The following is a 24061-nucleotide window of genomic DNA, read 5'->3' on the forward strand; positions in this document are numbered from 1 at the left end:
CGCGGGGTAACACGTGACCCCGGACGGTCTGGCGGCCGTTCGGACAGATGGTGGCATGCACGTCCGCAGGAGACGTCGTTACAGAGTTCACCCGTTAGGACGTTTCCGGCGGCAGATTCGGCCTGTTCACGCAGGTTGGACTGACTTTCAGTAGCTAAAACCTCCCGATCATTGCTCCGTTGTGGAACTATTGGGCCGTTCGCGGGGAGAGGGCCTCGCGAGGGGGACTCACTGTCACGGTCAGCGTCCCCATGCAGATCCCCAGGGGAGAGGAGATCGACCATGTCGACGCCCACGGAAACCAAGCCGGAAGAGACTCCGGAGCCGATCGAGAAGGCCGGCCCGGTGGTCCCGCACCCGGAGCCCGACGAGCACGGCTGGGTGCACATCGACCACGAAATCCCGAAGGGCGGCCCGATCATGACGCCGGACTGCGGGAACCCGTGCTACCAGGTGGTCAAGCCCTGACCTTCACCGATTCGTGATCGCCCGCCTGCCGATCTTCGCCTGGCAGGCGGGCTTCTTTCTGCGACTTGCTGTGATGTCATAGGAGTGTGCCTGTGACGAACCTGGACCCGACCGAAGTCATCGAGACGGTCCGTGCCCTTCAGCGACAAGCCGCTGAAGGATCGTGCCTGAAGCACTACCGGGAGGGAGTCCGGCTGCTGCGGCGCGGTATGACGATGCTGGACTCGATCCATCCGGTGGCCGCGCAATACCGCACCGACTGGCTGGTCACCCGGATCCGGCTGGCCAGCCTCATGGCGGCACTGTCCTCGGAGATCAGTGGTGACCTCGCCGCGGGCTTGGCGGGGCTCGACGATGTCCGGCTGCTCATCAGCGCGGTACCGGACCTCGTCCTCCAAGCCGAACTCAACGGGGCGCTCAACCACAACTACGCTGCCCGGTTGATGAGTGTCGGGCGGAACGAGGAAAGCCTGACCTCGTTCGACATCTCCGTCGAGCACCAGGAGTACCGGCTGGCGAACGGCCCGGCTGCCGAGACGAGGATGGGCGCGTTCGTGCAGACCCTGTCGTCGCGCGCGTGGGTGCAGATCCGCCTCGGCAACGTGCGCGGTGCTCAGGAAGACCTCAATCGTTCGCTCGAGCTCGCCGAGAAGTACGAACTGCGCAGGGTAGCCGCCGACATGCGGCGCACCATGGGCATGCTCGCGCTGCGGACCGGCGATGTTCCCGAAGCTCTCCGGCTGTACGAGGTGGCCGAGCGGAGCTACCGTGCGTTGGACTTGGAGGTTCCGCAGGGACTGCGGTTCGAACAGGCGGAAGCGTTGCTGGCGGCCGGGCTCGCCGAAGAAGCCGGCGCTCACCTCGACGAGGTACTGCCGAAGCTGGTCGCCGAACAGAGCATCACCCGTGAGGTGGCGCGAGCGGAGCTGTACCGCGCCTCGGCGGCATTGATGACCGACGAGGTCGAACTCGCGCGGCAGATGGCAGACTCCGCGCGCCGCAAGATGCTGCGGGTCGGCTGCCAGACGTGCGTCGCCAACGCCACCTTGGCCGGTTTGCAGGCCGATACCCGTGACGCCCTGTGCTCGGGCGACGTTCCCGGCGCTCTGCCGACACGGGCGCTCCGGCTCGCCGCCAAGATGCCGGCTCCCCAGTTGGCCGAGCAGGCCGCCATCGCCCGGATGCTCGCCGTCCGGCTCGATATCCGGCGCGGGAACCTCAAGCGCGCCGTCGAAACCCTCCGCAAGGTCCCCCGCCCCGGGCAGCTGACCCCCATCGACTACCGGATGCTTCGCCGTCTCTGCCGGGCCGAGCTCGCCGTCGCTCGGGGGAACCGGGTCAAGGCGCTCACCGAGATCCGGTCCGGGCTCTCCGAACTGGATGCCGTGCGGGACCGGATGGGTGGTCTCGACCTTGTTTCCGGGACCGCGCTCCACGGCCAGGAGCTCGCCGACCTCGCCGTGAAGCTCGTGCTGGACCGCAGCGACGCGCGGCGCCTGTTCGTCTGGCTGGAGCGGACGCGCGCCCAGACCTACCGCTACGAACCGCTGTCCGCCGGGACCGATCCCGAGCTCGCCGCGCGCGTCGCCGAGGTGCGGGGGCTTGGCCAGGCCATCCAGGAGGCCCAGCACGACGGGCACCCGATCGCCGGCCTGCGCGCCAAGTACAACGAACGGCTGCGGGAAGCCCAGCGCCTCGGCTGGCACACCGGACGGTGGGGCCGGCCGCGGCCGCTGGCCGGGCTCGGTGAGGTCGTCGCGCGGCTCGGCGAACGCGCCCTGGTCAGCTTCGCCGCTTCCGGCGACGAGCTCGTCGCCGTCGTCGTCGCCGGGGGCGAGTGCCGGCTCGTGCGGCTCGGGTCGGCCGAATCCGCCGCCGAGTCGGCGCGAGTGCTGAACGTCGACCTCGACGCGCTCGCGCCGGACAACCTGCCGGAGCGGCTGGCCGAGGTCGTCATGGCGTCCGCGCGCAAGCAGGCCGACAAGCTCGACGCGCAGCTGATCCGCCCGCTGGCCGAGGTGTTCGGCGACCGGGAGCTGATCATCGTCCCCACCGGGCCGCTCTACGCCGTGCCGTGGGGCGTGCTGCCGGGCCTGCGGGGGCGCCCCACCGTCGTCGCGCCGTCGGCGACCGCGTGGCTCGCCGCCGAGCTGACGAAGTCGTCGCGCGCCCGCAAGATCCTGCTCGTCCGCGGGCCGGGGCTGGCCGGCGCCCGCGGCGAGCTGGAGAAGCTGACCACGCACTACCGCACCGCGACGACGATGACCGGCGCCAAGGCCACGGTGAAGTCCGTGCTGCGCGCGATGGACGGCGCGAAGCTCGCGCACTTCGCCGCGCACGGCGCGCACGAGCCGGAAAACGCGCTCTTCTCCCGGCTCGAGCTGGCCGACGGCGCCCTGTTCGGCCACGAGATGGCCGGGCTGCGGCAGCCGCCGCGGCAGGTCGTCTTCGCCGCGTGCGAGCTGGCGCTGAACCGGATCCGGCCGGGCGACGAGGCACTCGGGTTCGCCAGCGCGCTGCTGGCCAGCGGCTCGCGGACGGTGATCGCGCCGCTGTCCCGCGTCGGCGACCTGGCATCGGCGGCCGCGATGGACGACTACTACCGCGCGCTGGCCGTCCGGGACAGGCCGGCGCTGGCGCTGGCCGACGCGATCGCCGTCGACCCGTTCCGCCGCCCGTTCGTCTGCCTCGGCGCCGGTTAGGACGGCTCCGGATCCGAGAATTCGCTCCGGGGGGAAGGCAATCCCGCCCTGTGCTGCCCCGGTGGCGCTGAACCGGTCCGGTAGTCGCCCAGTAGGGTGGCGCCTCGGGCGCGGTTCCTCCAGGTGACGCCGACAGGGTGGAGGTCTTTCGATGGCACGCACGGGCGGTGAGGGCGAGCTCCCCTCGGTCGCCGAACTGGTGAACCTTTCGCAGACGAAGCCGCTGGTGATCCGGGGCGAACTCGACGCGAAGCTCGCCAGGGAAGCGGCCGCCGAATCCGCGCCCGCTCCGGACCTCTTGGCTGTGCTCGACGCCGAACTGGCGGCCGCCGAACCTGATGACCGCCCGCGGGAAGCCCCGCCCGCGGACCGGTCCCGCCGCGCGCGCCCGTACGTCTTCGCCGCGGTCGCGGTCGTCGCGCTCGGGCTGGCCGCGGTCGTGCTGTTCCAGCCGCAGCGGATCGGCGGAACGGCCGTCCCGCCGCCCGGGGCGCTCGCCCCGGCCCCGGCCCCGCCCCCGGCCCCGCCGCCGACCTCGAGCGACGAGGTCGAGACGATGAGCGCCTCGGCGGCCCCGCCCCCGGCCACCGCCGAGGTCCAGGACTCCGCGGTCCGGACCACGAGCGCGCCGGCCGCCGCGGGGCGCAAACCCGCGTCCCCCACGCCGACGTCGACGCCGGGACAGCCGGACGACCAGTGGCGTGCGTACGTGAGCTCGGTGATCAGCTCGTGGCAGCACGGCCACGGCGGCCGGAACCGCTGATCGGCGGTGCGCAGCCGCCGACATGCCGAAGTACTGAAACGCGCTACCCCCGGTGGGACCGGTTTCGCGACCGGTGCCGCTAGGGTGATCGTCTGGCCATGGCAGCCGAACGGGAGACACCGGTGACCGCCGCGCACGACTCGACGTGGGAGCCTGGCACCCGCTTGCGAGTGCTGCTGATCGAAGACGACGACGGCGACGCGTTGCTGGTCGAGGAGATGCTGGCGGACACGGCCGTGCCGGTCACGCTGGAACGCGTCGTAACGCTGGCCGCCGCGCTGGCCGGTCCGCTCACCGCCGACTGCGTCGTGCTCGACCTGCAGCTGCCCGACGCCATCGGGCTCGGCGGGCTGACCAAGCTCGGCCAGCACGCCCCCGGCGTCGCGGTGGTCGTCCTGACCGGGCAGCACGACCAGGCCACCGGCGTCGCCGCGGTCGCCGCCGGCGCGCAGGACTACCTCGTCAAGGACCAGGTGGACGGGCCGCTGCTCGTGAAGGCGCTGCGCTTCGCCCGCGAACGCAAGCGTGCCGAGCAGGTCGAGCAGCAGTTCCTGCAGCAGCAGCTGCTCGCCAGGGAGAACGCGCGGCTCGAACGCGGCCTGCTGCCCAGCCCGCTGCTGCGCGACCCGCACCTCGACCTGGCCTCGCGGTACCGGCCCGGCCGCAACGGTTCCCTGCTGGGCGGCGACTTCTACGACGCGATCGAGCTCGGCGACGGCACGGTCCAGATGATGATCGGCGACGTCTGCGGCCACGGCCCGGACGAGGCCGCGCTCGGCGTCGCGCTGCGGATCGCGTGGCGCGCGCTCGTGATGGCCGGCCTGCCGATGTCCGACGTGCTGACCATGGTCGAGCGGGTGCTGGTGCACGAGCGGATCGAGCCGCTGTTCGCCACCGTCTGCATGGTCGTCGTCGCGCCGGACCGAAGATCCCTGCGCCTGTCGCTGGCCGGGCACCTCCCGCCGCTGCTGCTCACCCCCGGCGACGGGCACCTGCTCTCCGGCGAACGCCTCGGCGTCCCGCTCGGCGTCGTCGAAGGCGCCAAGTGGGACGCCCTCGACGTTCCGCTGGACCCGGGGTGGTCGCTGCTGCTGTACACCGACGGCGTGTTCGAAGGCCGCGTCGGCGCCGGATCCGAGCGGCTGGGCCACGAACGGATGGCCGCTCTCATGCTCGAGATCCGGCACGAGACCGGCGCCGACGGCCGGGCCCTGCTCGACGAGCTGATCACCCGCGCCGAACGGCTCAACTCCGGCCCGCTCGACGACGACGTCGCCCTCGCCCTGCTCAGCCACGACCCGAGGAGCACGGCCCGATGAGCGCTGACGCACGCGGCTGGTCGATCGGCCGCTGGCTGACCGTGATCGCGATCGCCGCGGCCGTGCTGCTGCTCGCCGTGCTGGTCAGCGGGGGGATCACGCTGAACAACCTCACTGGTGCCCGCAACCGCCTGCTCGACGTGATCGGGCCCCAGCGGCTCGGTGCCATCCAGCTGGAAACCGCGCTGCTGAACCAGGAAAGCGGCGTCCGCGGCTACCAGCTCGGCCGGCAGCCGGAGTTCCTCGCGCCCTACACCGACGGTGTCCGCTCGCAGGCCGACGCGGTCACGCAGCTGCGGAAGGCCGGCGCGGTGCCGGGCACCCAGATCGGCGACGACCTCGAGGCCGTGCTGCGGGCGGCCGCCACCTGGCAGGCCGCGGCCGCGCCCACCATCGCCCCCGGCGCGCCGCCGGTCACCCCGGCCGAGGTCGAACGCGGCCGGATGCTGTTCGACGCCGTGCGGGCGGCGCTCGACGCCCAGCTCGACCACCTCGCCGCGGTCCGCGACACCGGCCGCGCCGAACTGGACACGGCGGCGAGCTTCCTGAACGCGATGGCGGTGGCCGTCGCCGTGCTGGTCGTGCTGCTGTTCGTGGTGCTGTTCCTCGGCCTGCGGCAGGTCATCACCCGGCCGATCCTGCGCCTGGCCGGCCAGGTCCGGGAGGTCGCCGACCACGACGTCCACCGCCCGGTGCGGGGGAGCGGGCCGCGCGAGATCGCCCAGCTCGGCACCGACGTCGAGGCGATGCGGCAGCGCATCCTCGACGAGGTCGCCGAGCTCGAACAGGCGCACGCGCTCCTGGACCGGCGGACGCGCGAGCTGGAACGGTCCAACGCCGACCTGGAGCAGTTCGCCTACGTCGCTTCGCACGACCTTCAGGAGCCGCTGCGGAAGGTGGCGAGCTTCTGCCAGCTGCTCCAGCGGCGCTACCAGGGCCTGCTCGACGAGCGCGGCGAGCAGTACATCGAGTACGCCGTCGACGGCGCGAAGCGGATGCAGGGCCTGATCAACGACCTCCTGGCGTTCTCCCGGGTCGGGCGGCGGCCGGGCGAGCACGTCGTGGCCGACGCGGGTGTGCTGGTCGACGACGCGCTCGCGAACCTGGAGGTCGCGCTCTCGCTGAGCGGCGGCAAGGTCACCCGCGGCGACCTGCCCGAGGTGCGCGTCGAGCCGGCGCTGATGACGGCGGTGTTCCAGAACCTGATCGGCAACGCGCTGAAGTTCAAGGGCGAGACGCCGCCGGAGGTGCGGGTCACCGCGGAGCGCGACGGTGACGACTGGGTGTTTTCGGTGTCGGACAACGGGATCGGCATCGACGCCGAATACGCCGAACGCGTCTTCGCGTTGTTCCAGCGGCTGCACACGCGCAACGCGTACCCGGGCACCGGCATCGGCCTTGCCCTGTGCCGCCGGATCGTCGAGCACCACGGCGGCCGGATCTGGCTCGACACCGAGGCGACGGACACGACGTTCCGGTTCACCCTCCCGGCTCGCGAGGATAATGGGGACGTATGACGCAGGCGCCCGCCCCGATCGACATCCTGCTCGTCGAGGACGACCCCGGCGACGTGCTGATGACCCGGGAAGCTTTCGAGCACCACAAGATCCGCAACGCACTGTACGTCGCGAGCGACGGCGTCGAGGCGCTCGAATTCCTGAACCGCGAGGGGCGCTTCGGGGCGGCGCCGCGGCCGGGGCTGATCCTGCTCGACCTCAACCTGCCCCGTAAGGACGGCCGGGAGGTGCTCGGCGAGATCAAGCAGGACCCGCGGCTGCGCAGCATCCCCGTGGTCGTGCTGACGACGTCCGAAGCGGACGAGGACATCCTGCGCAGCTACGACCTGCACGCCAACGCCTACGTCACCAAGCCGGTCGACTTCGAGAGGTTCGTCGAGGTGGTCCGGAAGATCGACGACTTCTGGGTCAAGGTGGTGCAGCTTCCGCACCGGTAGCCGTTTGGCGGTGAGTCGGGCACGATAGGGGGTCGTGACGCCTTCATCGAAGGACCTTCCCGCCGCCGAGCTGGCGGTGACGCTGGACTGGCGGGGCAGAGCCGCGGTGTTGCGCGTGGCTGGGGAGATCGACCTGCTCAGCGCGCCGGAGTTCGAGGACGTCGTCGGCGAGGTGCTGGCCGACGGGCCGGAGACGCTGGTGGTCGACCTGCGCGACGTGACGTTCTTCTGCTCGGCGGGCCTGCAGGTGCTCGCGCTCGCCCACCGCCGGCTGGCCGAGCGCTCGCTGCGGGTGGTGAGCGATTCCCCGGTGACGTCGGGGCCGCTGAAGACCACCGGACTGGACACGTGGATCGGCATCCACCCGACGGTCGACGAAGCGCTCAAGTGAGGCGGGCCCCGATGCAGGAATCCGCCGCCTCGTTCCGCCGTCACGGCGTGCCCGCGGCACCGGAGGCCATCCGCCGGCTCCGCCACGACCTGACGGCATGGGTCCTGGCCGCCGGCGTCGACGAGGACCGGACCGGCGACATCGTGCTGGCGAGCTACGAAGCGCTGGCGAACGTGGCCGACCACGCTTACCGGAGTTCAGGGCCGGGGGTGGTCGACCTCGACGCGTCGGCTTCTCCGGGCCGGATCGAGGTCGTGATCACGGACCACGGCCGGTGGCGGACACCGGTGCCCGATCCACGGCCGGTCTCCGTGCGGGGCCGGGGTTTGCTGCTGCTGCGGGCGAGTGCCGACCAGGCCGACATCTCGTCCGGGGAGACGGGGACCGTGGTGACGTTGGCTTGGGATCTGGAGCCGGTCCGCCCCTGACCCGGACTGAAGCGCCCCAATGTGGCGTTGGTTGCGTCCAACGCACCCAATGTGGCGTTCGGTGCGTCCAACGCACCCAACGCCACATTGGGGCGTTCGGGACCCACTAGCCCTGGACCACCGCTCCGGTCTTGGGGTCGAGGGCGACTCGCTTCGCCTGCGGCCGCCAGAAGTCGAACATGCCGTTCGTGTCCGCGCGGCTCGACCGGTTGGCCGGGATCGTTGCCGGTAGCGGCTTTGATCGTCGTGTCACGGGAACTGAAAGTGCCGGCCAAAACCATTTCCGCGGTGTCAGCGGAACCGGATCACCGTGATTCCGGCGAGCACGAAGAAAACGAGAATGACCAAGGTGCCGGTTTGTCCGCCGGAAGATCGGGTGACGATCTGGTCGACGGCGCCGGTGAGTCGCACTCCGCATTCGGCGACGACGGTGTGCCGTCCCGCCTCGATGCGGGTGAATTCGACCGGCGCGGTGAACGCGCCGGTGCTGTCGGTGTAGGCGGTGCCGACCTCGGCGCCTTCGGACATCAGCGTCACCGTCCGGCTCGGCAGGCAGCCCTTGCCCGACGCCGACAGCGTGTCGCCGGGCTGGATGCTCGGCCGGTCGAGCACCAGCTCGCCGGGCTTCGGCTCGGTGGTCGTGGTCGTCGGCGTGCCGGGCGTGGCCGGCTGGGTGGACGTCGGCGGCGTGGTCGTGGTCGGCGGCGGGGTGGTCGTGGTGCTCGGCGGGGTCGTGGTGGTGCCGGGCCTCGTCGGGCGCGTGGTCGTGGCCGGTGGGGGCGGGGTGGTCGGCACGGGTCGCGGGGGCGTGGTGGTCGGTGTGCCGGTCACGGTGAAGGTGGCGCTTCCGGTGAGCGGGCCCCCGGTTCGTGCGTTCGTGCAGCTTCCGGTGACCGCGTAGCCGCCTGGTTTGAGGCCGCTCGGCACGGTCGCGTTCACCGTGCCACTCAGCACCTGCGGAGAAGCGGCCGCGGAGCCGATCTGCGTCCCGGTCATCGTGAAAATCACGTTGCCTTTGCAGGGGTAGAAATTCCAGGAAATAGTGAAGGAACTCCCGGCGACTCCGCTCGACGGTTTCAAACCAACTACAGATGTGTAAGGTGATTGTGCGTTGGCGTTACCCGCGAACGCGAGCAGCAGCAACGTTCCGGCCACGGCGCCGAAAAACAACCGAACGACGAATCGCATTGGGACGTCCTCCCCGGTGTGTGCTCGCTGTAGCATTCCGGACCAGTCGGATAACGCAAGTAGGGGATGCCCAATGGGACGTGTCATCGCGGCGGGGGTTGCGTTGGGCTTGTGCGCGGTGCTGCTCGGCGCACCACCCGCGTCGGCGCTCTCGTCAACAGCGCTCTCGGCAACGGCGCTCTCTTCAACGACGCTCTCTTCAACGACACAGTCCGGTTCGCTCGGCCTGCAGGTGTCGATCGACCAGCGCCCGATCGACGGCGCCACGGTCCCGATCGACCCGGCGAACCAGGTCGAGCTGCTGGTCGTGGCCACCAACCCGGGCACCGCGCCGGTGAAGGTCCGCAGCGTGCGGCTCTCCGGCGTCGCCCTCGCGCTCACCTTCTTCGCCTACGACACGACGGCGCCGTTCGAGGTGCCGGCCCGGGGCACCGTCACCCGGACGTTCGTCCTCGATCTCGGCGACCTGGCCGGGCAGGCGACCGGGCTGCTGCCGTCGTCGGTCGAGCTGCTCGACGCCCAGCGCGCCACGCTCGGCGAGGCGACGACGGTCGCCGACGTCCGCGGCTCCTTCTGGTCGGTGTACGGCGTCTTCGGCCTGGCGATGCTCGTGCTCACGGTCCTCGCCTGGCTGACCGCGCTGCTCGCGCTGGCCCGGCACCGGCTGGCGCCCAATCGCTGGCGCCGCGGCCTGCGCTTCCTGCCCGCCGGGTTCGGCACCGGCTTGGTCGCGGTGATCAGCCTGTCGGTGCTGCGGCTGGTCCCGCCGGAGCCGGCGATCGAAATCCCGGTGGTGCTCGGCGCCGCGGCGATCGCGTTCCTGCTCGGCTACCTGACCCCGCACCCGGCGCCACCCGCCACGCCCGCCGAGGACGGCTCCACCGTCCGGCTCCCGGTCCCGTCCACACGGGAATTCCCCCGATGAGCGCACCGGCCGAGCTGGTCGCCGCCCTGCCGCAGTACGACATCGGGGCCGAGATCGGCGAAGGCGGCATGGGCGTCGTGTTCGCCGGCACGCACCGGACGCTGGGTCGCAGCGTCGCGATCAAGCAGCTGCCGTGGGACGTGCTCAACCACACCGCGAGCAGCGAGCTGTTCGACCGCGAGGCCCGGGTGCTGGCCAGCCTGGACCACCCGCACATCGTGCCGGTGTACGACTACGTCCGCACCGGCCGCGAGCACCTGCTGGTGATGGAACGGCTCGACGGCGGCACCGTGCACAGCCGGTTCCACGGCGGCGGCGTCAGCGGCGAGCAGGCGTGCGCGATCGGGCTGGCGACGCTCGCCGGGCTGCACGCGGCGCACCGGGCCGGCGTGCTGCACCTCGACGTCAAGCCGCGGAACCTGCTGTTCAGCACGCGGGGGGTGATGAAGGTGGCAGACTTCGGGATCGCGCGGGTGATCAGCGAAGGCGCCACGCTCGTCACGCACGGCGGCGAGATCCTCGGCACCCCGGCCTACATCGCGCCCGAGCAGGCGATGGGCAACGCGCTGAGCCCGGCGGCCGACGTCTACGCGGCGGGCACCGTGCTCTACGAGCTGCTGTCCGGGCAGCTGCCGTTCGACAACACCCGCGGCGCGATCAGCATGATGCGCCAGCACATGTTCACCGATCCGAAGCCGATCCCCGGCGTGCCGGCGCCGATCGCCGGGGTGATCATGCGCAGCCTCGCGCGTGAGCTCGAGGCGCGCTACCGCGAGGCCGAATCGTTCGCCGCCGACCTGGCCGCGGCCGCCACCGCCGCGTACGGCCCCGGCTGGCTCGAGCGCTCCGGCGTGCCGGTGCTGCACCTGACGCCCCGGGTGATCGCCGGGCTCAACTCGGCGACCGCGCCGTCGCCGCCGATCGACGCCCGGACCCGCCCGGTCCGGCGCCCGGCGACGCCGGAGCCGACGCTGGCCGCGACGAGCGGCCCGCCGGGACCGGCACCGGATCCGGCGGGCGGGCCCCGGACGCCGTCGTCGGTCTGGTGGCTCCGGATCGGCGCGGCCATCGCCGCGCTCGCGCTGGTCGTGCTCGCGCTGCTCACCCCCGAGCGGCTGCCGCACCCGGCGTCCTCGACGCTGAACCTCGGCGGGCTGGCCGTCTCGGCGCCGGTCGAGGTGGACCTCAGCAAACCGCTGACGCTGACCGGCCCCGGCAATCCCGGCGGGGTCGCGCTGGACCTGTCCGCGGCCGGGATCCCGCTCGGCTCAGCCGAGGCCCAGGCGAACCCCGACGGCAACGGCTTCACGGCCCAGCTCACGATGCCGGGCCTCGCGCGGTGGATCGTCGGCGGCGCGGTCACCGCGACCGTGCGGACCGGGGCGGTCACGCAGACGTTCACGCTGCGCACCAGCCAGCATCCGCTGGCGAGCGCGATGGGCGCGGGCAGCCTCATCCTGGCGCTGTTCGCGCTCGCCTACCTCGAGTCCGGGCTGCGGACCATCCGCAACGGCCACCGCTGGCGGGGTGCGGCGGTCGGCGGGCCGGTGCTGGGCGTCCTGTTCGGCGCCGCGGTCTGGCTGTGCGTGTCGGTGCTGCGCGTGCACGAGCCGTCGCCGGGGTTCGGCGCCGGGTGCGCGGTGGCGGGCGCGGTCGCGGCCGGGCTCGTCGTCGCGGCGGCGCGGCGCCGGTCCACCGCGAGGCTTGTCCGGCCGTCGGCCGCCACCTGACTTCTGCCAGGGACACCTGGCCGGACAGGGTGACCCCGACCCGGCCGCCCGCGCCCGTGAGTGTCCAACCGAGACAGAATTCCCGGACCGTGAGAACCGCGTCCCCCGGCGGGTGACCCGATGGTAAAGGAACCATTACCTTCGGCGGGGCGTTGACGGGGCATGAGTGAGCCCACCGTCATCGAACTCGGGCCACGCGACATGCTCGTCGTGGCGGGCCTGCCCGGTGCGGGCAAGACGACCATGCTCCGCCACGCCGCCACCGGGCTGCCGGTGCTGGACTCCGACCAGGTCCGCGACCGGCTGGGTGCGGTGGTCCCCGCGGTGCCGTACCGGTGCTACCGGCCGGTGGTCCACGTGTGGCACCGGCTGCGGGTCGTCGGGCGGGCGCTCGCGGCCGACGGGCCGATCGTGGTCCACGAGCCGTCGACGCGGGCGTCGACCCGGGCGCTGCTGGCCCTGGTCGGCGCGGCGACGAGCCGCCCGGTGCGGCTGTTGTTCCTCGACGTCACCGCCGAGCAGGCCCTGGCCGGGCAGCGCAGCCGCGGCCGGATAGTGCGGCCGCGGTCGTTCGCCCGGCACGTCCGGCGGGCGGGCAAGTGGCGAACGGAACTGCTGGCCGAGCAGATTCCGCCGGGCTGGCGGAGCGTCCAGGTGATCAACCGGGCCCGGGCCGGGCGTACCCGGGTGGTCGCCAAGGCGCTGGCGGGGCGCTGACCGAGCCGGTCGGCGAACGCCCTGCCGTGAGCGCGGTGGTATGCCCGGCCGGTTCGGTGGGGCACACTGCCTGACGTGGGAAAACCTGCACAAGGCGAGCCTGTGCTCTCGCGCGTCGTCCGCATCTTCGAGACGTTCGGACCCGACACCCCGGCGCTGCGCGTCACCGACATCGCGCGGCGCAGCGGGCTGCCCGTCGCGACCGCGTCCCGGCTGGTCGAGGCGCTGGTCGGGCACGGCTGGCTGCGGCGCGATCCCGACCGCCGGGTCCGGGTGGGCGTCCGGCTGTGGGAGCTGGCCTCCCGCGCCTCGCCGACGCTCGGGTTGCGGGAAGCGGCGATGCCGTTCATGGAGGACCTGCACGCCGTCGTCGGGCACCACACCCAGCTCGCGGTGCTGGAGGACCGCGAAGTGCTGTTCGTCGAGCGGCTCTCGGCGCCCGGCGCGGTCGTCAACGTGACGCGCGTGGCCGGGCGGCTGCCGCTGCACGCGTCGTCGTCGGGGCTGGTGCTGCTCGCCCACGCGCCGGCCGAACTGCAGGAACGGGTCTTGGCCGGTCCGCTGGGCGCCTTCCGGCGCACCACCTTGACCGAACCCGCGCGGCTGCGCCGGTTCCTCGCCGACGTCCGGCGGGACGGCTACGCGTTCTGCGTGGGCTTCATCGACGAGGAGACGACGGGGATCGCCGTCCCGCTGCGGGGGCCGGGCGGCGAGGTCGTCGCGGCGCTGTCGGTGATCGTGCCCAACGACCGGACCGCGCGGACGCAGATCCCGGCGCTGCGGGCCGCGGCGCGCGGCATCTCGCGGGCGATGGGGAATCTCTCTCTCACTGAATGAGAATGGCGTGGTGTGGGCGCCGGGTGCGTCCCATGCTCGGGCTCTCCGTGTGAAAGGACGTTCCCGTGCGCACCCAGGTCGTCATCATCGGCGCCGGCCCGGCCGGGCTGCTGCTGTCCCACCTGCTCGGCCTCGAAGGCATCGACTCGGTGCTGCTCGAACGGCAGACCGCGGAGTACGTCCAGGCCCGCATCCGCGCGGGCATCCTCGAGGCGGGCACGGTCGAGCTGCTGCGGGACGTCGGCGTCGGCGCCCGGCTCGACGTCGAGGGCATGGAACACCGGGGGATCCACCTGCAGTGGCCGGAGAACCGGCACCACGTGGACTTCGCCGGCCTGATCGGCCGGTCGGTGACGGTCTACGGGCAGACCGAGGTCACCAAGGACCTGATGGCGGCGCGGGAAAAGGCGGGCCGCCCGGCGTACTACTCGGCGGCCGACGTCACCCTGCACGACGTCACCGATCGGCCGTACGTGACCTTTGTGGACTCTTCCGGGGCGGCGCGGCGGGTCGACGCGGACGTCGTCGTCGGCTGCGACGGTTTTCACGGGCCGAGCCGGGCGGCCATTCCGGACCTTCAGGTCTGGGAGCGGACGTATCCGTTCGCGTGGCTGGGCGTGCTGGCCGACGTCGCGCCGTCGACGGACGAGCTGATCTACGCCTGGCACCCGGACGGGTTCGCGATGCACAGCATGCGGTCGCCGCGGGTGAGCCGGTTCTACCTGCAGGTGGCGCCGGACGAGAACATCGCGGAGTGGAGCGACGACCGGATCTGGACGGCGCTGTCCGCCCGGCTGGGCGTCGCCGGCTGGACGCTGGAGACGGGCCCGATCACGGAGAAGAGCGTGCTGCCGATGCGCAGCTTCGTCACGACGCCGATGCGGCACGGAAACCTCTACCTGGCCGGGGATGCCGCCCACATCGTGCCGCCGACGGGGGCGAAGGGGCTGAACCTGGCGGTGGCCGACGTCGCGCTGCTGGCCACCGCGTTGACTGCTTCGTTCCGCGGAAACGACGAGCTGGTTTCAGCGTATTCGGAGACGGCGTTGCGCCGGGTCTGGCGGTGCACGCACTTCTCGTGGTGGATGACGTCGATGCTGCACCGCCACGGCGACGACTTCGACGCCCAGCTCCAGCTCTCCCAGCTCCGCCGAACGGTGACGTCGAAAGCCGCGGCGACCGAACTGGCGGAAAACTACGCGGGCCTCCCGCTCTAGGAGTCGGCGCCGGCGCCCTCGCCACGGAGATCCGGCTTCGGCAACCGGACGGTGAACGTCGACCCGCTGTCCACGGTGCCGGTTTTCGACTCCGCGGTCACCGTGCCGCCGTGGGCCTGGGCGAGGTGCCGCACGATGGCGAGGCCGAGCCCGCTGCCGCCGGTCTGGCGGCTGCGGGACTTCTCGGCCCGCCAGAACCGGTCGAACACGTGCGGCAGGTCCTCGGCGGCGATCCCGGTGCCGGTGTCCGCGACGGCGAGCGTCACGCAGTCCACAGTGGACGAAACCCGGATCGCCACCCGGCCACCGGACGGCGTGTGCCGGATCGCGTTCGTCACGAGGTTCCCGACGACCTGGCGCAGGCGGACCGGGTCGGCGGTGAGGCCGGTGTCGCCGTCGGCGTCGACGCTCAGCGCGACGCCGCCCGCGGCGGCCCGGTCGGCGTGCGCGGCGGCGACGTGCCCGGCCAGCTCGGCGGCGTCGACCGGCTCCGGATGCAGCCGCAACCGGCCGGCGTCGGCCGCGGCGAGGTCCTGCAGGTCGTCGACGATATGTTGCAGCAGCACGGTTTCCTCGAGCAGCGACGCGCTCAGGGCCCCGTCGAACGGCAGGTGCCCGTCCTCGGCGGCCTCCAATCGGCCGCGGATGACGTTGAGCGGGTTGCGCAGCTCGTGGGCGATGTCGCTGACCATCGCCTTGCGCTGCTCCTCGATGCGCTCCCGCCGCGCGGTGAGGTCGTTGAAGGCGGCGGCGAGGTACCCGACCTCGTCGCGGGACTTCACCGGCGCCGGGCGGTCCTGCTTCGCCGCCTCGGTCAGCGCCCGCAGCGGGCGGGAGAGCCGGGTCGCGACCAGCAGGGTGAGCGCCGCGGCGAGCACCAGCACGCCGCCGGTCACCGCGAGGATCCGGGTCAGGTTCTCCCGGGACAGCGTGAACGTCGGCAGCGGCGACCCGCCCGGCCCCAGCGTGAAGAGCAACACCGGCGGCGCGACGTACGGCGTGAGCTGCTCGCGCCGGGCCGAGTCGACACAGCTCTGGGCCGGCCCCTGCCCGGTGACGCCGAGCGCACGGAAGTCGAGGTCCAGCTCCACCTGCTTCGCGCCCTCGTTGTCCAGGCAGCGGTTCACGGCCTCGTTGAGGCTGAGCAGTGCCGCCTCCTCGGTCGGCGTCGGCGCCGCGAGCTCGTAGATCCCGCACTTGGCCGCGAAGTAGCGGATCGCGTACGGGTCGAGCCCGGTGAGCTGCGGCCGCCCGCTCGCGGTGCCCCGCGGCTGGCTGGGAAAGCCCATCGAGGTGAGGCAGGCGGCCGCCTTCCCGGCCAGCCCGTCGAGGTCGGCGCGCTCCTTCGGCGGCAGCCGGAACGGGCCCGTCGCGCGCGGGTCGATGCCGCTGGTCCCGGCCTCCGGCAGCAGCACCGGGTCGACGTGCAGCGGGTCGACCGACGCGGTCGCCTTCACCGGCAGGGTGACCGGCGCGCCGCCGGAGTCGCCGAGGACCCGCCGGTCGAGGGTGGTCACCACGATCCGGCGGCCGGTTCCGGCCGAGAGTTCCCGCAGCCGCGGGCCGACCTGGTCCCAGGTGTGGTTGACCGCCGCGAAGCCGATCAGCTCGGTGTAGATCGTCGCGTCGCCGGAGAGCGCCTGGCCCTGCTCCTGCTGGATCGCGCGCGTGGTGGTCTGCACGGCGAGCCACGCGGTCGCCGCGATCGAGCCCAGCGCGATGAGCAGGGAGACGGCGGTGAGCCGGACGACCAGGCTGCGTCGTCGAGGGAAGTGCCGCCCGGGGAAGCTACGAGTCATTTTCCGCCATCAGCTTGTACCCGACGCCGAACACGGTCCGCAGGTACGTCGGGTGCTGCGGGTCCGGCTCGATCTTCTTGCGCAGGTTGAGGACGTGGACGTCGATGATCCGGGTGCTGACGAACCGGTCGTCGCCGCGGGTCAGCTCCAGCAGCTGCCGCCGGGTGAACACCCGGCCCGGCTGCCGGATGAGCGTCGCGAGGAGCTGGAACTCGCCCGGGGTCGTCTCGACCGGGCGGCCGTCGACCGACACCTCGTGCCGCACCGGGTCGACCCGCAGCCCGCCCGCCCGCAACGCCGTGTCGGGCGGCTCGCGCCGGGCCGCCGTCCGGCGCAGCAGCGTGCGGACCCGGGCCATCAGCTCGCGCGGGCTGTACGGCTTGGTCAGGTAGTCGTCGGCGCCGAGGTCGAGGCCGAGCAGCAGGTCGTCCTCGGTGGCGCGCGCGGTGAGCATCAGCACCGCGACGTCGGACTCGCCGCGCAGGATCCGGCAGACGTCGAGGCCGTCGACCTTCGGCATCATCACGTCCAGCACCAGCAGGTCGGGCCGGTCGCGGCGGGCCTCGTCCAGGGCCGCCCGGCCGTCGGGGGCCAGCACCACGGTGTGGCCTTCGCTTTCGAGGTAGAGCCGGAGGACCTCGGCCTGCTTCTCGTCGTCTTCGGCGACCAGTACACGTGCGCACACGGCGTCGACAGTAGGCGTCCTGACGCGATTCCCGCCGCATCCTGACCGGATCTTCACACCTCGGGGTCATCGGACGCGGTCGTGAGTGGGAAACAGAGCTCCAACTCTGTTTCCCACTCACGACGTGGCGCGGGTCAGGCGGCTTGCTGAGCGTTGTAGACGTTGATCGCCGCGTCCCCGAAGTGCGGGCTGCGTTCCTCGTCGGAGTTGTCGTCGGGGTGGTAGCTCACGTTGCCGACGAGATAGCCCCAGCCGCGTGCGAGCTGCAGGTCGTCGAGCCAGGGACCGCCGCTGGCGCCGTGGCCCTGGTCGCAGTGGATGGCCTCCTGGGCGGGCTGGAACGGCCAGATCCCCGGGCGCCACGTCGTCCCGGTGCAGTAGCGCAGCTGCTGCCCGGTGATGCCGGTCCGGGCCGGGTGCGTGTCGAACGGGTAGCCGAACTCGTAGACGTTCCAGTCGTAGCCGGAGCCGAACTTGTAGCCCTGCCAACCGGTCACGTTGGCGACGTTCACGCCGTTGCGGGGCCACAGCGTGATGGCCGCGAGGTCGTAGTCGCTGTCCTTGCCGTCGAAGTAGCCGTTCGGCGCCGACACCGACTTCCAGGTCCAGCGGCCCAGCGGCTCACCGGAACCGGCGTAGTCCGGGACGAAGACGAAGTTGCTGTACCAGTGCTTCGCGCCGTCGGTCACGCAATGCCCCGCGGTCCAGATCATGCTGCGGTTGGCCGAGTTGATCACGCTCGCGGTGCACTGGTGGCCACCGTCGGGCTCGTCGAAATACAGCTTGCCGACGGTCGTGGCGGGCATCTGGCCGTGGGCGGTCCAGACCTGCGACTGGCTGAGCGCGGCGAGCGTGGCCGCGCCCTGCTTCCCGCCCGCCGGGCTCGTCGACCCCGGCGCGGACTTCGCGGGCAGGACGTGGGACTGCGGTTCGGCCCCGTGCTGTTCCTTCGGCACGTCGGCCGGCTTGGCGGTCCGCATCCGCTCGGCCGTCCAGTGGCTCAGGACGTCCTGCTCGGGTGCGGCCGACTGGTGGACGACCGCGGCGGACGCCTTGCCCGGCACCGCATCGGCCGTCGTCGCGGCCTGTGCCGTGCCGTGGACCAGCATTCCCCCGAGCACCACCAAGGCGGTGGCTCCCCCTGCCCATCGGGTACTTCTCACTTGGTACCTCCAGATTCCCCGGGGCGGCGATCCCGCCCGGCAGCCAGCCTCCCGCCGCGCGGGCGGTGGCGACACTGGACCTTGGAGTTGCACCGTTCAGCCGAGGCCGGGGTGGTCCGGCCGGGAGATGAGCAGGCTGGCGACCGAGCCCGCCTGCAGCCGCGACTCGACGCGCAGCTTGATCAGGACGTTGCTGACGTGGAACTTCACGGTGCGCTCGCTGATGTCCAGCCGGCGGGCGATGCCGCGATTGGACAGGCCGTGGCCGAGGAGGACGAGGATTTCGCGCTCCCGCCCGCTGAGCCGCTCGAGATGTTCGAAGACCTGGTTGCGCCGGTGTTCGAGTATCGAGAAGTCGTCGCCGTTCATCGCATCCCCCCCGGGGGCCGGATTCCCGCACCGAGAGGAGGCCGGGGGCCGGGGTGCAGATACGCCTAGTCCGCCGGACCGCTCTGGTGGCGCATGTTCTCGTCGGCCTGCCGGATGCGATCGGGCGTCCAGTGGCGGTCGACTTCGGCCGGGTCCTGAATGTTGCGGTGCTCCACGGCGGTTTCGGGACCGGGCGCCGTCCCGGGTTGCCGGGCCGCGGCAGCGCTCAGCCCGGCGGCCGCGAGCCCCGCGACCACGGCGAGCACGAAGAACGCTTTCTTTCGGGACACACGAACCACCCTCTCCGCGTTCCCAGAATACCAGTGCGGGGAAAGGGGGCGGGGCTACGAATCGCGTGATCGCCCGGTGTGGCGCCAGCGGAATGCGTAGCCGTCCAAAGTGGACGACAGGTCCGGTGTCTGCGTCGCGTGCACGACGGCCACGGGTTCGTCGCCCTCGAGCTCGACGGTGATCTTCACGCCGTCCAGCCCGAGCGCCGCGGCTTCGTCCTCGGGCCACCCGCCGCAGCGCGTCCTGGCGTAGAAAAGAGCCTGCCCATGCGTTTCTTTCGCGCCACCGCCGCACTCGGCGCCGTGCTCGCCTTGGCCGCGTGTGGGTTGCCGCGCACGATCCCCGGCAGCAGCCAGGCCCGGCTTCCACGGCGACCGTGACCGCACCGGTCCCCCCGACGGTCACCGCCCCGCTACCGCAGACCGTTGTCGTGCCCGCTCCGCAGACCGTGATCGTCGCCCCGAAGGGCGTCGCCGCGTCGAGCCCCTGGTACGCCCAGCCGATCTGGATCGACGCCCAGCCGTGGATCACCATCACGCCCGCGGCGTGGCGCAGAACGGCTACCCCGCGGCCTGGTCGGCCACCGGTGACGGCTACCCGTGCCAGAAGTCCTACGGCATGCAGCACTGAGCGACCCAGTCCCGCACGACCTCTTCCAGCACCTTCAGCGGCAGCTGGCCGCCGCCGAGCACGACGCCGTGGAAGTCCTTCAGGGAGAAGGACTCCCCGAGCGCTTCCTCGGCGAACCGGCGCAGGCGCACGATCTCCAGGCGCCCGGTCATGTAGGCCAGCGCCTGGCCGGGGCATTCGATGTACCGGTCCGTCTCGGACTGCACCTCGACCTCGCTGAGCACGGTGTGCGCGCGCAGGAACTCGACGCACTGCTCGCGCGTCCAGCGCAGCGCGTGCAGGCCGGTGTCGACCACCAGCCGCGCGGCGCGGACCGAGTCCTCGGCCACCATGCCGAGCCGCATCACGTCGTCGGAGAACAGGCCCATCTCGTCGGCGAGCCGTTCGGTGTAGAGCGCCCAGCCCTCGCCGTAGGCGGTGATCATCGCGATCCGCCGCAGCCGCGGCAGCCCGGTCAGTTCCTGCGCCAGCGAATCCGCGAAGTGGTGGCCCGGCACGGCTTCGTGGAACGCCACGGTCTCCGCGATGAACCGGTCGCGCGTGCGCACCTCGTGGGTGTTGGTGAAGTAGACGCCCGGCCGGGAACCGTCGAGCGCGGGCGGCACGTAGTACGCCGCCGCGGCGACCGGTGCTTCGGCCTCCGGCACCGCCCGGACGACGCACTCGGCTTCCGGCACCCGGGGGAACCAGCCGGGTGCGGCGGCGGTTGCCCGGGCGACGGCGGCGCGCGCGGTTTCGAGCATCTCCTCGGCGTCGCGCCAGCGGAGGCTTTCGTCGCTGCGCAGCCGGCGGCGCACCTCGGCGGGGTCGGTCAGCCCGAACACGCGGCCGCCGATCTCGGCGTACTCGGCCTCGAGCCCGGCGAGGACGTCGAGGCCCAGCTGGTGGATTTCCTCAGGGGTGTGGCCGGTGGTCGTGTGCATGCGTGCCAAGGCCGCGTAGTGCGCTTCGCCGTCTTCGAGCCAGCAGAGTCCCGGCTCGTGGTCGGGACGGCCGTTTCCGGCCAGCTCGGTCGCGACGAACTCGCGGTAGCGCGTCAGCGCGGGCCGGACCACTTCGGCCACCAGCCGGTCCCGGCGCGCGTCGCGGTCTCCGGTCAACGGCTGGGGGAACGGCGTGTCCTGCGCCAGGAACCGGTCCAGGAACGCGACCGCGTTGCGCGCCATCCGGTCCACCGGCGTCCGCCCCGCGCGAAGGCCGTCACGCTGGCGCTGTGCCAGAGCGTCGTAGAACGCCGGGAACGCGGCCAGCCGGCTCAGGAAGTCCTCCTCGGCCTGCTCGCCGGACGGCGTGAGCTGCGGCAGGAAGGCCAGGTGCGCCATCCCGACGGCGAACATCGGGTCGGCGAGGGTGAACTCGACGTCGTTCGCGTCGAGCCGCGCGAGCACGGCTTCCGCCTGCTGGACGACGACGCCGAGCGTCACCCGGTCGGGGTCCGCCGAGGCCTGCGCCCGCGCGAGGACATCGGCGGCCCTGGCGCGCAGCCGCTCGTGGCCGGCCTCGCTGGGATCGGTCAGCTCGGCGTCGTGGCCGGGGATGCCGACGAAGCTCGCTTCGAGCGGCATCCAAGATGCCAGCACGTCCAGCAGTTCGTCGGCGAGCGCGGTCGCGGAGTCGGTGGTCATTTCGCCATCGTGGCGGAAAACGGACCGGGCCGGGAGCGGATTTCGCTCCCGGCCCGGCCGGCGCTCAGGTCAAGCTTGAACAGGGTCTCGCGTCGGGATCCTTCGCCCCCTTCGGCACCCACCGCACGTTCGCGAACGAGGCCGAGAACGTGCCGTCGGTGTAGACGAGGAACGGCGTGTTGATGTGCTCGAAGTCCAGCCCGTTGTCGAAGCAGGACACCGGGATCTTCACCGCCGTCTTCGCGCCGCCAGCCAGGTCGGTGAACAGCTTGGTCGCGTTCACCTCGGAGAAGCACGGGTAGACGCAGTGCACGCTGAGCACCGCCCGGTTGGCCGGCGCCTGGTGCACGATGGTGTCGAACTCCAGCGCCGCGTCGGCGTTGAGGTAGCCGCGCAGGTCGTTCGTGCCCGCCGTGTTCTGCATGTACAGCTGGGCGGCGCCGGCGCCGGTCCAGGTCGCCTTCAGCCCGTCGGCCTGCACGTTGACGTCCGCCGGGACGACGTTGATCTCGCTGTGCGCCGCCGTGCCGTCCGGGCCGATCACGGTGCCGCTCCAGTTCTCCGCCGAGCCGATCTGGCTGGTGTACGGCGGGACGTCGGTGCGGTCGAAGATCGACAGTTCCTCGGTCGCGGTCCCGCCGCCGCCGGTCGCGGTGCAGGACGCCGGCCCGGCCGTCTCGTCCAGCGGCCCGACCGTGGCGCGCTGCCCGGACTTGAGGCCGTAGCCGAGCTTGAACAGCGGGTCGTAGCCCGCCGACCACGGGTTGAGCGGCGTCTGGCACGCGCTCTTCGGCCACGAGTAGGACAGCGTGCCCTGGTAGCCGGTGCCGTCCTTGCCCTTGACCAGCATGTCCGCGACGCCGCCGCCCTCGGTGCCGGGCAGCCAGGCCGCCACGAACGCGTCGGAGCGGTTGATCTCCTTGTTCATGTACAGCGGGCGGCCGCCGACGTACACGGTGACGACCGGGGTGCCCTTGCCGCTGACCTTGTCCAGCACGGCCAGGTCCTCGGGGTAGAGCTTCGCGGCCTCGAGGGACTTGCGGGTCAGGTCGCCGACGCCCTCGGCGTACGGGGTCTCGCCGATCACGGCGATGACGGCGTCGTAGCCCTTCGGGTCCACGTTGCCCGCGGCGTCGAACGTGACGTTGACGTCGCCCAGGTTCTGCTTGATGCCGGCGAGGATCGAGGTGGCGTTCGGGAAGTCGGCGTTGGTGTTGCCGGTGCCCTGCCAGCTCAGCGTCCAGCCGCCGGTCTGGTTCTGGATGTTGTCGGCGCTCTTGCCGACGACCAGCACCTTCGAAGCCGGCTTGAGCGGCAGCACGTTGCCGTTGTTCTTCAGCAGCGTCTGCGACTCGCGGACCGCGTCACGGGCCAGCCAGTTGTCCTTCAGCGCCTCGTCCGAGTTGGCGTAGGAGCGGTCGGACGGCTTCTGCGACTCGAACAGGCCGTCCCGCAGCTTGACGCGCAGGATGCGGGTGACGGCGTCGTCGATGCGCGCCATCGGGATCTGGCCGCTGTTGACCTGCGCGACCGTGTTGGTGATGAACGCCTTCCAGTCGTTCGGCACCATCACGATGTCGATGCCGGCGTTGATCGCCTGCGGGCAGGACGAGTTGGTGCAGCCGGTGACCTGCCCGATGCCGTTCCAGTCGGACACGACCAGGCCGTCGAAGCCGATCTTGCCCTTGAGGATCTGGTTCAGCGCCTTGTCGCTGCCGTGCAGCTTGCCCTCGTTGATGCCGAGGTCGGCGTTGGTCCAGCTGTTGAACGACACCATCACGGTCTGCGAGCCGGCGGCGAGCGCGCCGTAGTAGCCCTGGCCGTGGATGTTGATCATCTCCGCTTCGGACGCGGGGTTGACGCCCTGGTCCTGGCCGTTGATCGTGCCGCCGTCGCCGATGAAGTGCTTGGCGGTGGCGATCACGCCGTTGTAGCCGATGCGTTTGGTGGCACCGTCCTGGAGGCCGTTGATGGCCTCGAAGCCGTAGGCGCGGGTGATGCGCGGGTCCTCGGAGAAGCCCTCGTAGGTGCGGCCCCAGCGGTCGTCCTGGACGACGGCGAGCGTCGGGGAGAACGCCCAGTCCTGGCCGGTGGCGCGGATCTGCCGGGCGGTCGCGCCGGCGACGTCGCGGACCAGGCACGGGTCGTGCGCGGCGCCGAGCCCGATGTTGTGCGGGAAGACGGTGGCGCCGTAGACGTTGTTGTTGCCGTGGACGGCGTCGATGCCCCAGATGACGGGAATCTTGGTGCGGCTGGTCTTCGACGCGTTCCAGTAGGAGTCGGCGAGGGCCAGCCAGTCCTGCTGGGTGGCGTGCTTCTTCGCGCCCGGCCACGAGCCACCGCCGTTGAGGACGGAGCCGATGGCGTACTGGCGGACCTCGTCGGGGGTGATGGCGCCGATCTCGGGCTGCGTCATCTGCCCGACTTTTTCCTCGAGCGTCATGGTCTTGAGGATCTCGGCGATCCGCTGTTCGTCGCCGGCCTTCCCCTTGAGCCGGCTGTCGACCTTCGGCCAGTCCGCGAGGGTCGGCAGGCTCTTCTCGATCTTGGCGCAGCCGTCCTTGTCGAGGGCGGGCCGGCCGATCACGGGCTGTTGCGCCGCGGCCTGCGCCGGTGTCGCCTGGGCGATTCCGCCGAGCAGGCTCAGGCTCATCAGCGTGACGAGCGAACTTCGGCGCGCACGCGACCACGCGCGGGATCTTCTGGGCATGGGTCTGGTCCATTCTGCGATGAACGGCGGACCGGCTGATCCTCACCGGGCGACGAGGGGGCGTCAAGAGTTTCGATTATTTGCACGGCCGGTTAATTCTCGCCATAAACTAAGAGTCAGCCGGTCAGCGGCCACGGCGTACTCCTGCCG

Annotated in this window: 23 protein-coding genes; 13 read left to right on the forward strand and 10 right to left on the reverse strand. The window is 71.8% G+C overall.

All coding sequences use genetic code 11. The features are described from left to right. Window positions 1-282 precede the first annotated feature (282 nt). From AB0M82_RS15685 to AB0M82_RS15720, 8 genes are all read left to right on the forward strand, one after another. Complete coding sequence (locus AB0M82_RS15685; protein WP_364721940.1) at window positions 283-468, forward strand: hypothetical protein; 186 nt, start codon at window positions 283-285, stop codon at window positions 466-468. A 92-nt stretch (window positions 469-560) separates the two neighbouring features. After that, window positions 561-3170, forward strand: a complete 2610-nt coding sequence (locus AB0M82_RS15690) for a CHAT domain-containing protein (protein ID WP_364721941.1) — start codon at window positions 561-563, stop codon at window positions 3168-3170. A 151-nt stretch (window positions 3171-3321) separates the two neighbouring features. Further along, window positions 3322-3933, forward strand: coding sequence for a hypothetical protein (locus AB0M82_RS15695; protein WP_364721943.1), 612 nt, complete (start codon window positions 3322-3324; stop codon window positions 3931-3933). A gap of 122 nt (window positions 3934-4055) precedes the next feature. Then, window positions 4056-5252, forward strand: a complete 1197-nt coding sequence (locus tag AB0M82_RS15700) for a SpoIIE family protein phosphatase (protein WP_364722037.1) — start codon at window positions 4056-4058, stop codon at window positions 5250-5252. After that, entirely contained in the window at window positions 5249-6769 is a 1521-nt protein-coding gene (locus tag AB0M82_RS15705; RefSeq protein ID WP_364721945.1) for an ATP-binding protein, read from the forward strand. Before AB0M82_RS15700 ends, AB0M82_RS15705 begins: the two co-directional genes overlap by 4 nt. Next, a complete protein-coding gene (locus AB0M82_RS15710; protein WP_364721947.1) occupies window positions 6766-7206 on the forward strand; it encodes a response regulator in 441 nt (146 codons plus the stop codon). The genes AB0M82_RS15705 and AB0M82_RS15710 overlap by 4 nt, the downstream gene beginning before the upstream one ends. 34 nt (window positions 7207-7240) lie before the next feature. After that, window positions 7241-7597: an STAS domain-containing protein gene (locus AB0M82_RS15715; protein ID WP_364721948.1), complete on the forward strand. Its 357-nt coding sequence runs from the start codon at window positions 7241-7243 to the stop codon at window positions 7595-7597. Between the two features lie 11 nt (window positions 7598-7608). Then, on the forward strand, window positions 7609-8025 hold the full coding sequence (locus tag AB0M82_RS15720; RefSeq protein WP_364721950.1) for an ATP-binding protein: 417 nt from the start codon (window positions 7609-7611) through the stop codon (window positions 8023-8025). Window positions 8026-8131: 106 nt separating this feature from the next. On the opposite strand, the gene AB0M82_RS15725 is transcribed toward AB0M82_RS15720, so the two are convergent. After that, complete coding sequence (locus AB0M82_RS15725) at window positions 8132-8278, reverse strand: hypothetical protein (RefSeq protein ID WP_364721952.1); 147 nt, start codon at window positions 8276-8278, stop codon at window positions 8132-8134. A gap of 38 nt (window positions 8279-8316) precedes the next feature. Next, window positions 8317-9480: a hypothetical protein gene (locus tag AB0M82_RS15730; protein ID WP_364721954.1), complete on the reverse strand. Its 1164-nt coding sequence runs from the start codon at window positions 9478-9480 to the stop codon at window positions 8317-8319. On the opposite strand from AB0M82_RS15730, the gene AB0M82_RS15735 reads away from it, so the two are divergent. The 5 genes from AB0M82_RS15735 (at window position 9446) to AB0M82_RS15755 (ending at window position 14639) form a co-directional block, all read left to right on the forward strand. Further along, complete coding sequence (locus AB0M82_RS15735) at window positions 9446-10138, forward strand: hypothetical protein (protein ID WP_364721956.1); 693 nt, start codon at window positions 9446-9448, stop codon at window positions 10136-10138. The two genes, AB0M82_RS15730 and AB0M82_RS15735, sit on opposite strands and share 35 nt — an antisense overlap. Continuing rightward, window positions 10135-11868, forward strand: a complete 1734-nt coding sequence (locus AB0M82_RS15740; protein WP_364721958.1) for a serine/threonine-protein kinase — start codon at window positions 10135-10137, stop codon at window positions 11866-11868. Before AB0M82_RS15735 ends, AB0M82_RS15740 begins: the two co-directional genes overlap by 4 nt. 162 nt (window positions 11869-12030) lie before the next feature. Then, the gene (locus tag AB0M82_RS15745; protein WP_364721960.1) at window positions 12031-12585 is read left to right on the forward strand and encodes an AAA family ATPase; all 555 of its coding nucleotides are present in this window, start codon (window positions 12031-12033) and stop codon (window positions 12583-12585) included. Window positions 12586-12660: 75 nt separating this feature from the next. Next, window positions 12661-13422 carry an IclR family transcriptional regulator gene (locus tag AB0M82_RS15750; RefSeq protein WP_364721962.1) on the forward strand — a complete coding sequence of 254 codons (762 nt, stop codon included), beginning with the start codon at window positions 12661-12663 and terminating at the stop codon, window positions 13420-13422. A gap of 65 nt (window positions 13423-13487) precedes the next feature. After that, a complete protein-coding gene (locus AB0M82_RS15755; RefSeq protein ID WP_364721964.1) occupies window positions 13488-14639 on the forward strand; it encodes a 4-hydroxybenzoate 3-monooxygenase in 1152 nt (383 codons plus the stop codon). Here the strand turns inward: AB0M82_RS15755 and AB0M82_RS15760 are convergent. The 8 genes from AB0M82_RS15760 to AB0M82_RS15795 form a co-directional block, all read right to left on the reverse strand. Continuing rightward, on the reverse strand, window positions 14636-16438 hold the full coding sequence (locus AB0M82_RS15760) for a HAMP domain-containing sensor histidine kinase (protein ID WP_364721965.1): 1803 nt from the start codon (window positions 16436-16438) through the stop codon (window positions 14636-14638). The genes AB0M82_RS15755 and AB0M82_RS15760 overlap by 4 nt on opposite strands. Continuing rightward, window positions 16428-17123 carry a response regulator transcription factor gene (locus AB0M82_RS15765; RefSeq protein WP_364721967.1) on the reverse strand — a complete coding sequence of 232 codons (696 nt, stop codon included), beginning with the start codon at window positions 17121-17123 and terminating at the stop codon, window positions 16428-16430. Before AB0M82_RS15765 ends, AB0M82_RS15760 begins: the two co-directional genes overlap by 11 nt. 134 nt (window positions 17124-17257) lie before the next feature. Beyond that, window positions 17258-18286, reverse strand: a complete 1029-nt coding sequence (locus tag AB0M82_RS15770; RefSeq protein ID WP_364721969.1) for a hypothetical protein — start codon at window positions 18284-18286, stop codon at window positions 17258-17260. A gap of 96 nt (window positions 18287-18382) precedes the next feature. Next, a complete protein-coding gene (locus AB0M82_RS15775; protein WP_364721971.1) occupies window positions 18383-18655 on the reverse strand; it encodes a helix-turn-helix transcriptional regulator in 273 nt (90 codons plus the stop codon). A 65-nt stretch (window positions 18656-18720) separates the two neighbouring features. Then, window positions 18721-18945 (reverse strand): hypothetical protein, encoded by a 225-nt coding sequence (locus AB0M82_RS15780; protein WP_364721972.1) that lies wholly within the window; start codon window positions 18943-18945, stop codon window positions 18721-18723. 54 nt (window positions 18946-18999) lie between these two features. Next, the gene (locus tag AB0M82_RS15785; protein WP_364721974.1) at window positions 19000-19332 is read right to left on the reverse strand and encodes a hypothetical protein; all 333 of its coding nucleotides are present in this window, start codon (window positions 19330-19332) and stop codon (window positions 19000-19002) included. A 225-nt stretch (window positions 19333-19557) separates the two neighbouring features. Further along, on the reverse strand, window positions 19558-21201 hold the full coding sequence (locus AB0M82_RS15790) for a DUF885 domain-containing protein (RefSeq protein ID WP_364721976.1): 1644 nt from the start codon (window positions 21199-21201) through the stop codon (window positions 19558-19560). A gap of 64 nt (window positions 21202-21265) precedes the next feature. Beyond that, window positions 21266-23854, reverse strand: coding sequence for an exo 1,3/1,4-beta-D-glucan glucohydrolase (locus tag AB0M82_RS15795; RefSeq protein WP_364722039.1), 2589 nt, complete (start codon window positions 23852-23854; stop codon window positions 21266-21268). Window positions 23855-24061: the final 207 nt, after the last annotated feature.

The organism is Amycolatopsis sp. NPDC051128 (assembly GCF_040682715.1).
GTDB lineage: Bacteria > Actinomycetota > Actinomycetes > Mycobacteriales > Pseudonocardiaceae > Amycolatopsis.

What these genes read in the sequence shown, in the direction of transcription:
- AB0M82_RS15790 (WP_364721976.1), bottom strand. Translation starts at nt 21,201, where the DNA reads ATGACCACCGACTCCGCGACCGCGCTCGCCGACGAACTGCTGGACGTG.
- AB0M82_RS15775 (WP_364721971.1), bottom strand. Translation starts at nt 18,655, where the DNA reads ATGAACGGCGACGACTTCTCGATACTCGAACACCGGCGCAACCAGGTC.
- AB0M82_RS15740 (WP_364721958.1), top strand. Translation starts at nt 10,135, where the DNA reads ATGAGCGCACCGGCCGAGCTGGTCGCCGCCCTGCCGCAGTACGACATC.
- AB0M82_RS15710 (WP_364721947.1), top strand. Translation starts at nt 6,766, where the DNA reads ATGACGCAGGCGCCCGCCCCGATCGACATCCTGCTCGTCGAGGACGAC.
- AB0M82_RS15695 (WP_364721943.1), top strand. Translation starts at nt 3,322, where the DNA reads ATGGCACGCACGGGCGGTGAGGGCGAGCTCCCCTCGGTCGCCGAACTG.
- AB0M82_RS15795 (WP_364722039.1), bottom strand. Translation starts at nt 23,854, where the DNA reads ATGAGCCTGAGCCTGCTCGGCGGAATCGCCCAGGCGACACCGGCGCAG.
- AB0M82_RS15760 (WP_364721965.1), bottom strand. Translation starts at nt 16,438, where the DNA reads ATGACTCGTAGCTTCCCCGGGCGGCACTTCCCTCGACGACGCAGCCTG.
- AB0M82_RS15745 (WP_364721960.1), top strand. Translation starts at nt 12,031, where the DNA reads ATGAGTGAGCCCACCGTCATCGAACTCGGGCCACGCGACATGCTCGTC.
- AB0M82_RS15685 (WP_364721940.1), top strand. Translation starts at nt 283, where the DNA reads ATGTCGACGCCCACGGAAACCAAGCCGGAAGAGACTCCGGAGCCGATC.
- AB0M82_RS15720 (WP_364721950.1), top strand. Translation starts at nt 7,609, where the DNA reads ATGCAGGAATCCGCCGCCTCGTTCCGCCGTCACGGCGTGCCCGCGGCA.
- AB0M82_RS15705 (WP_364721945.1), top strand. Translation starts at nt 5,249, where the DNA reads ATGAGCGCTGACGCACGCGGCTGGTCGATCGGCCGCTGGCTGACCGTG.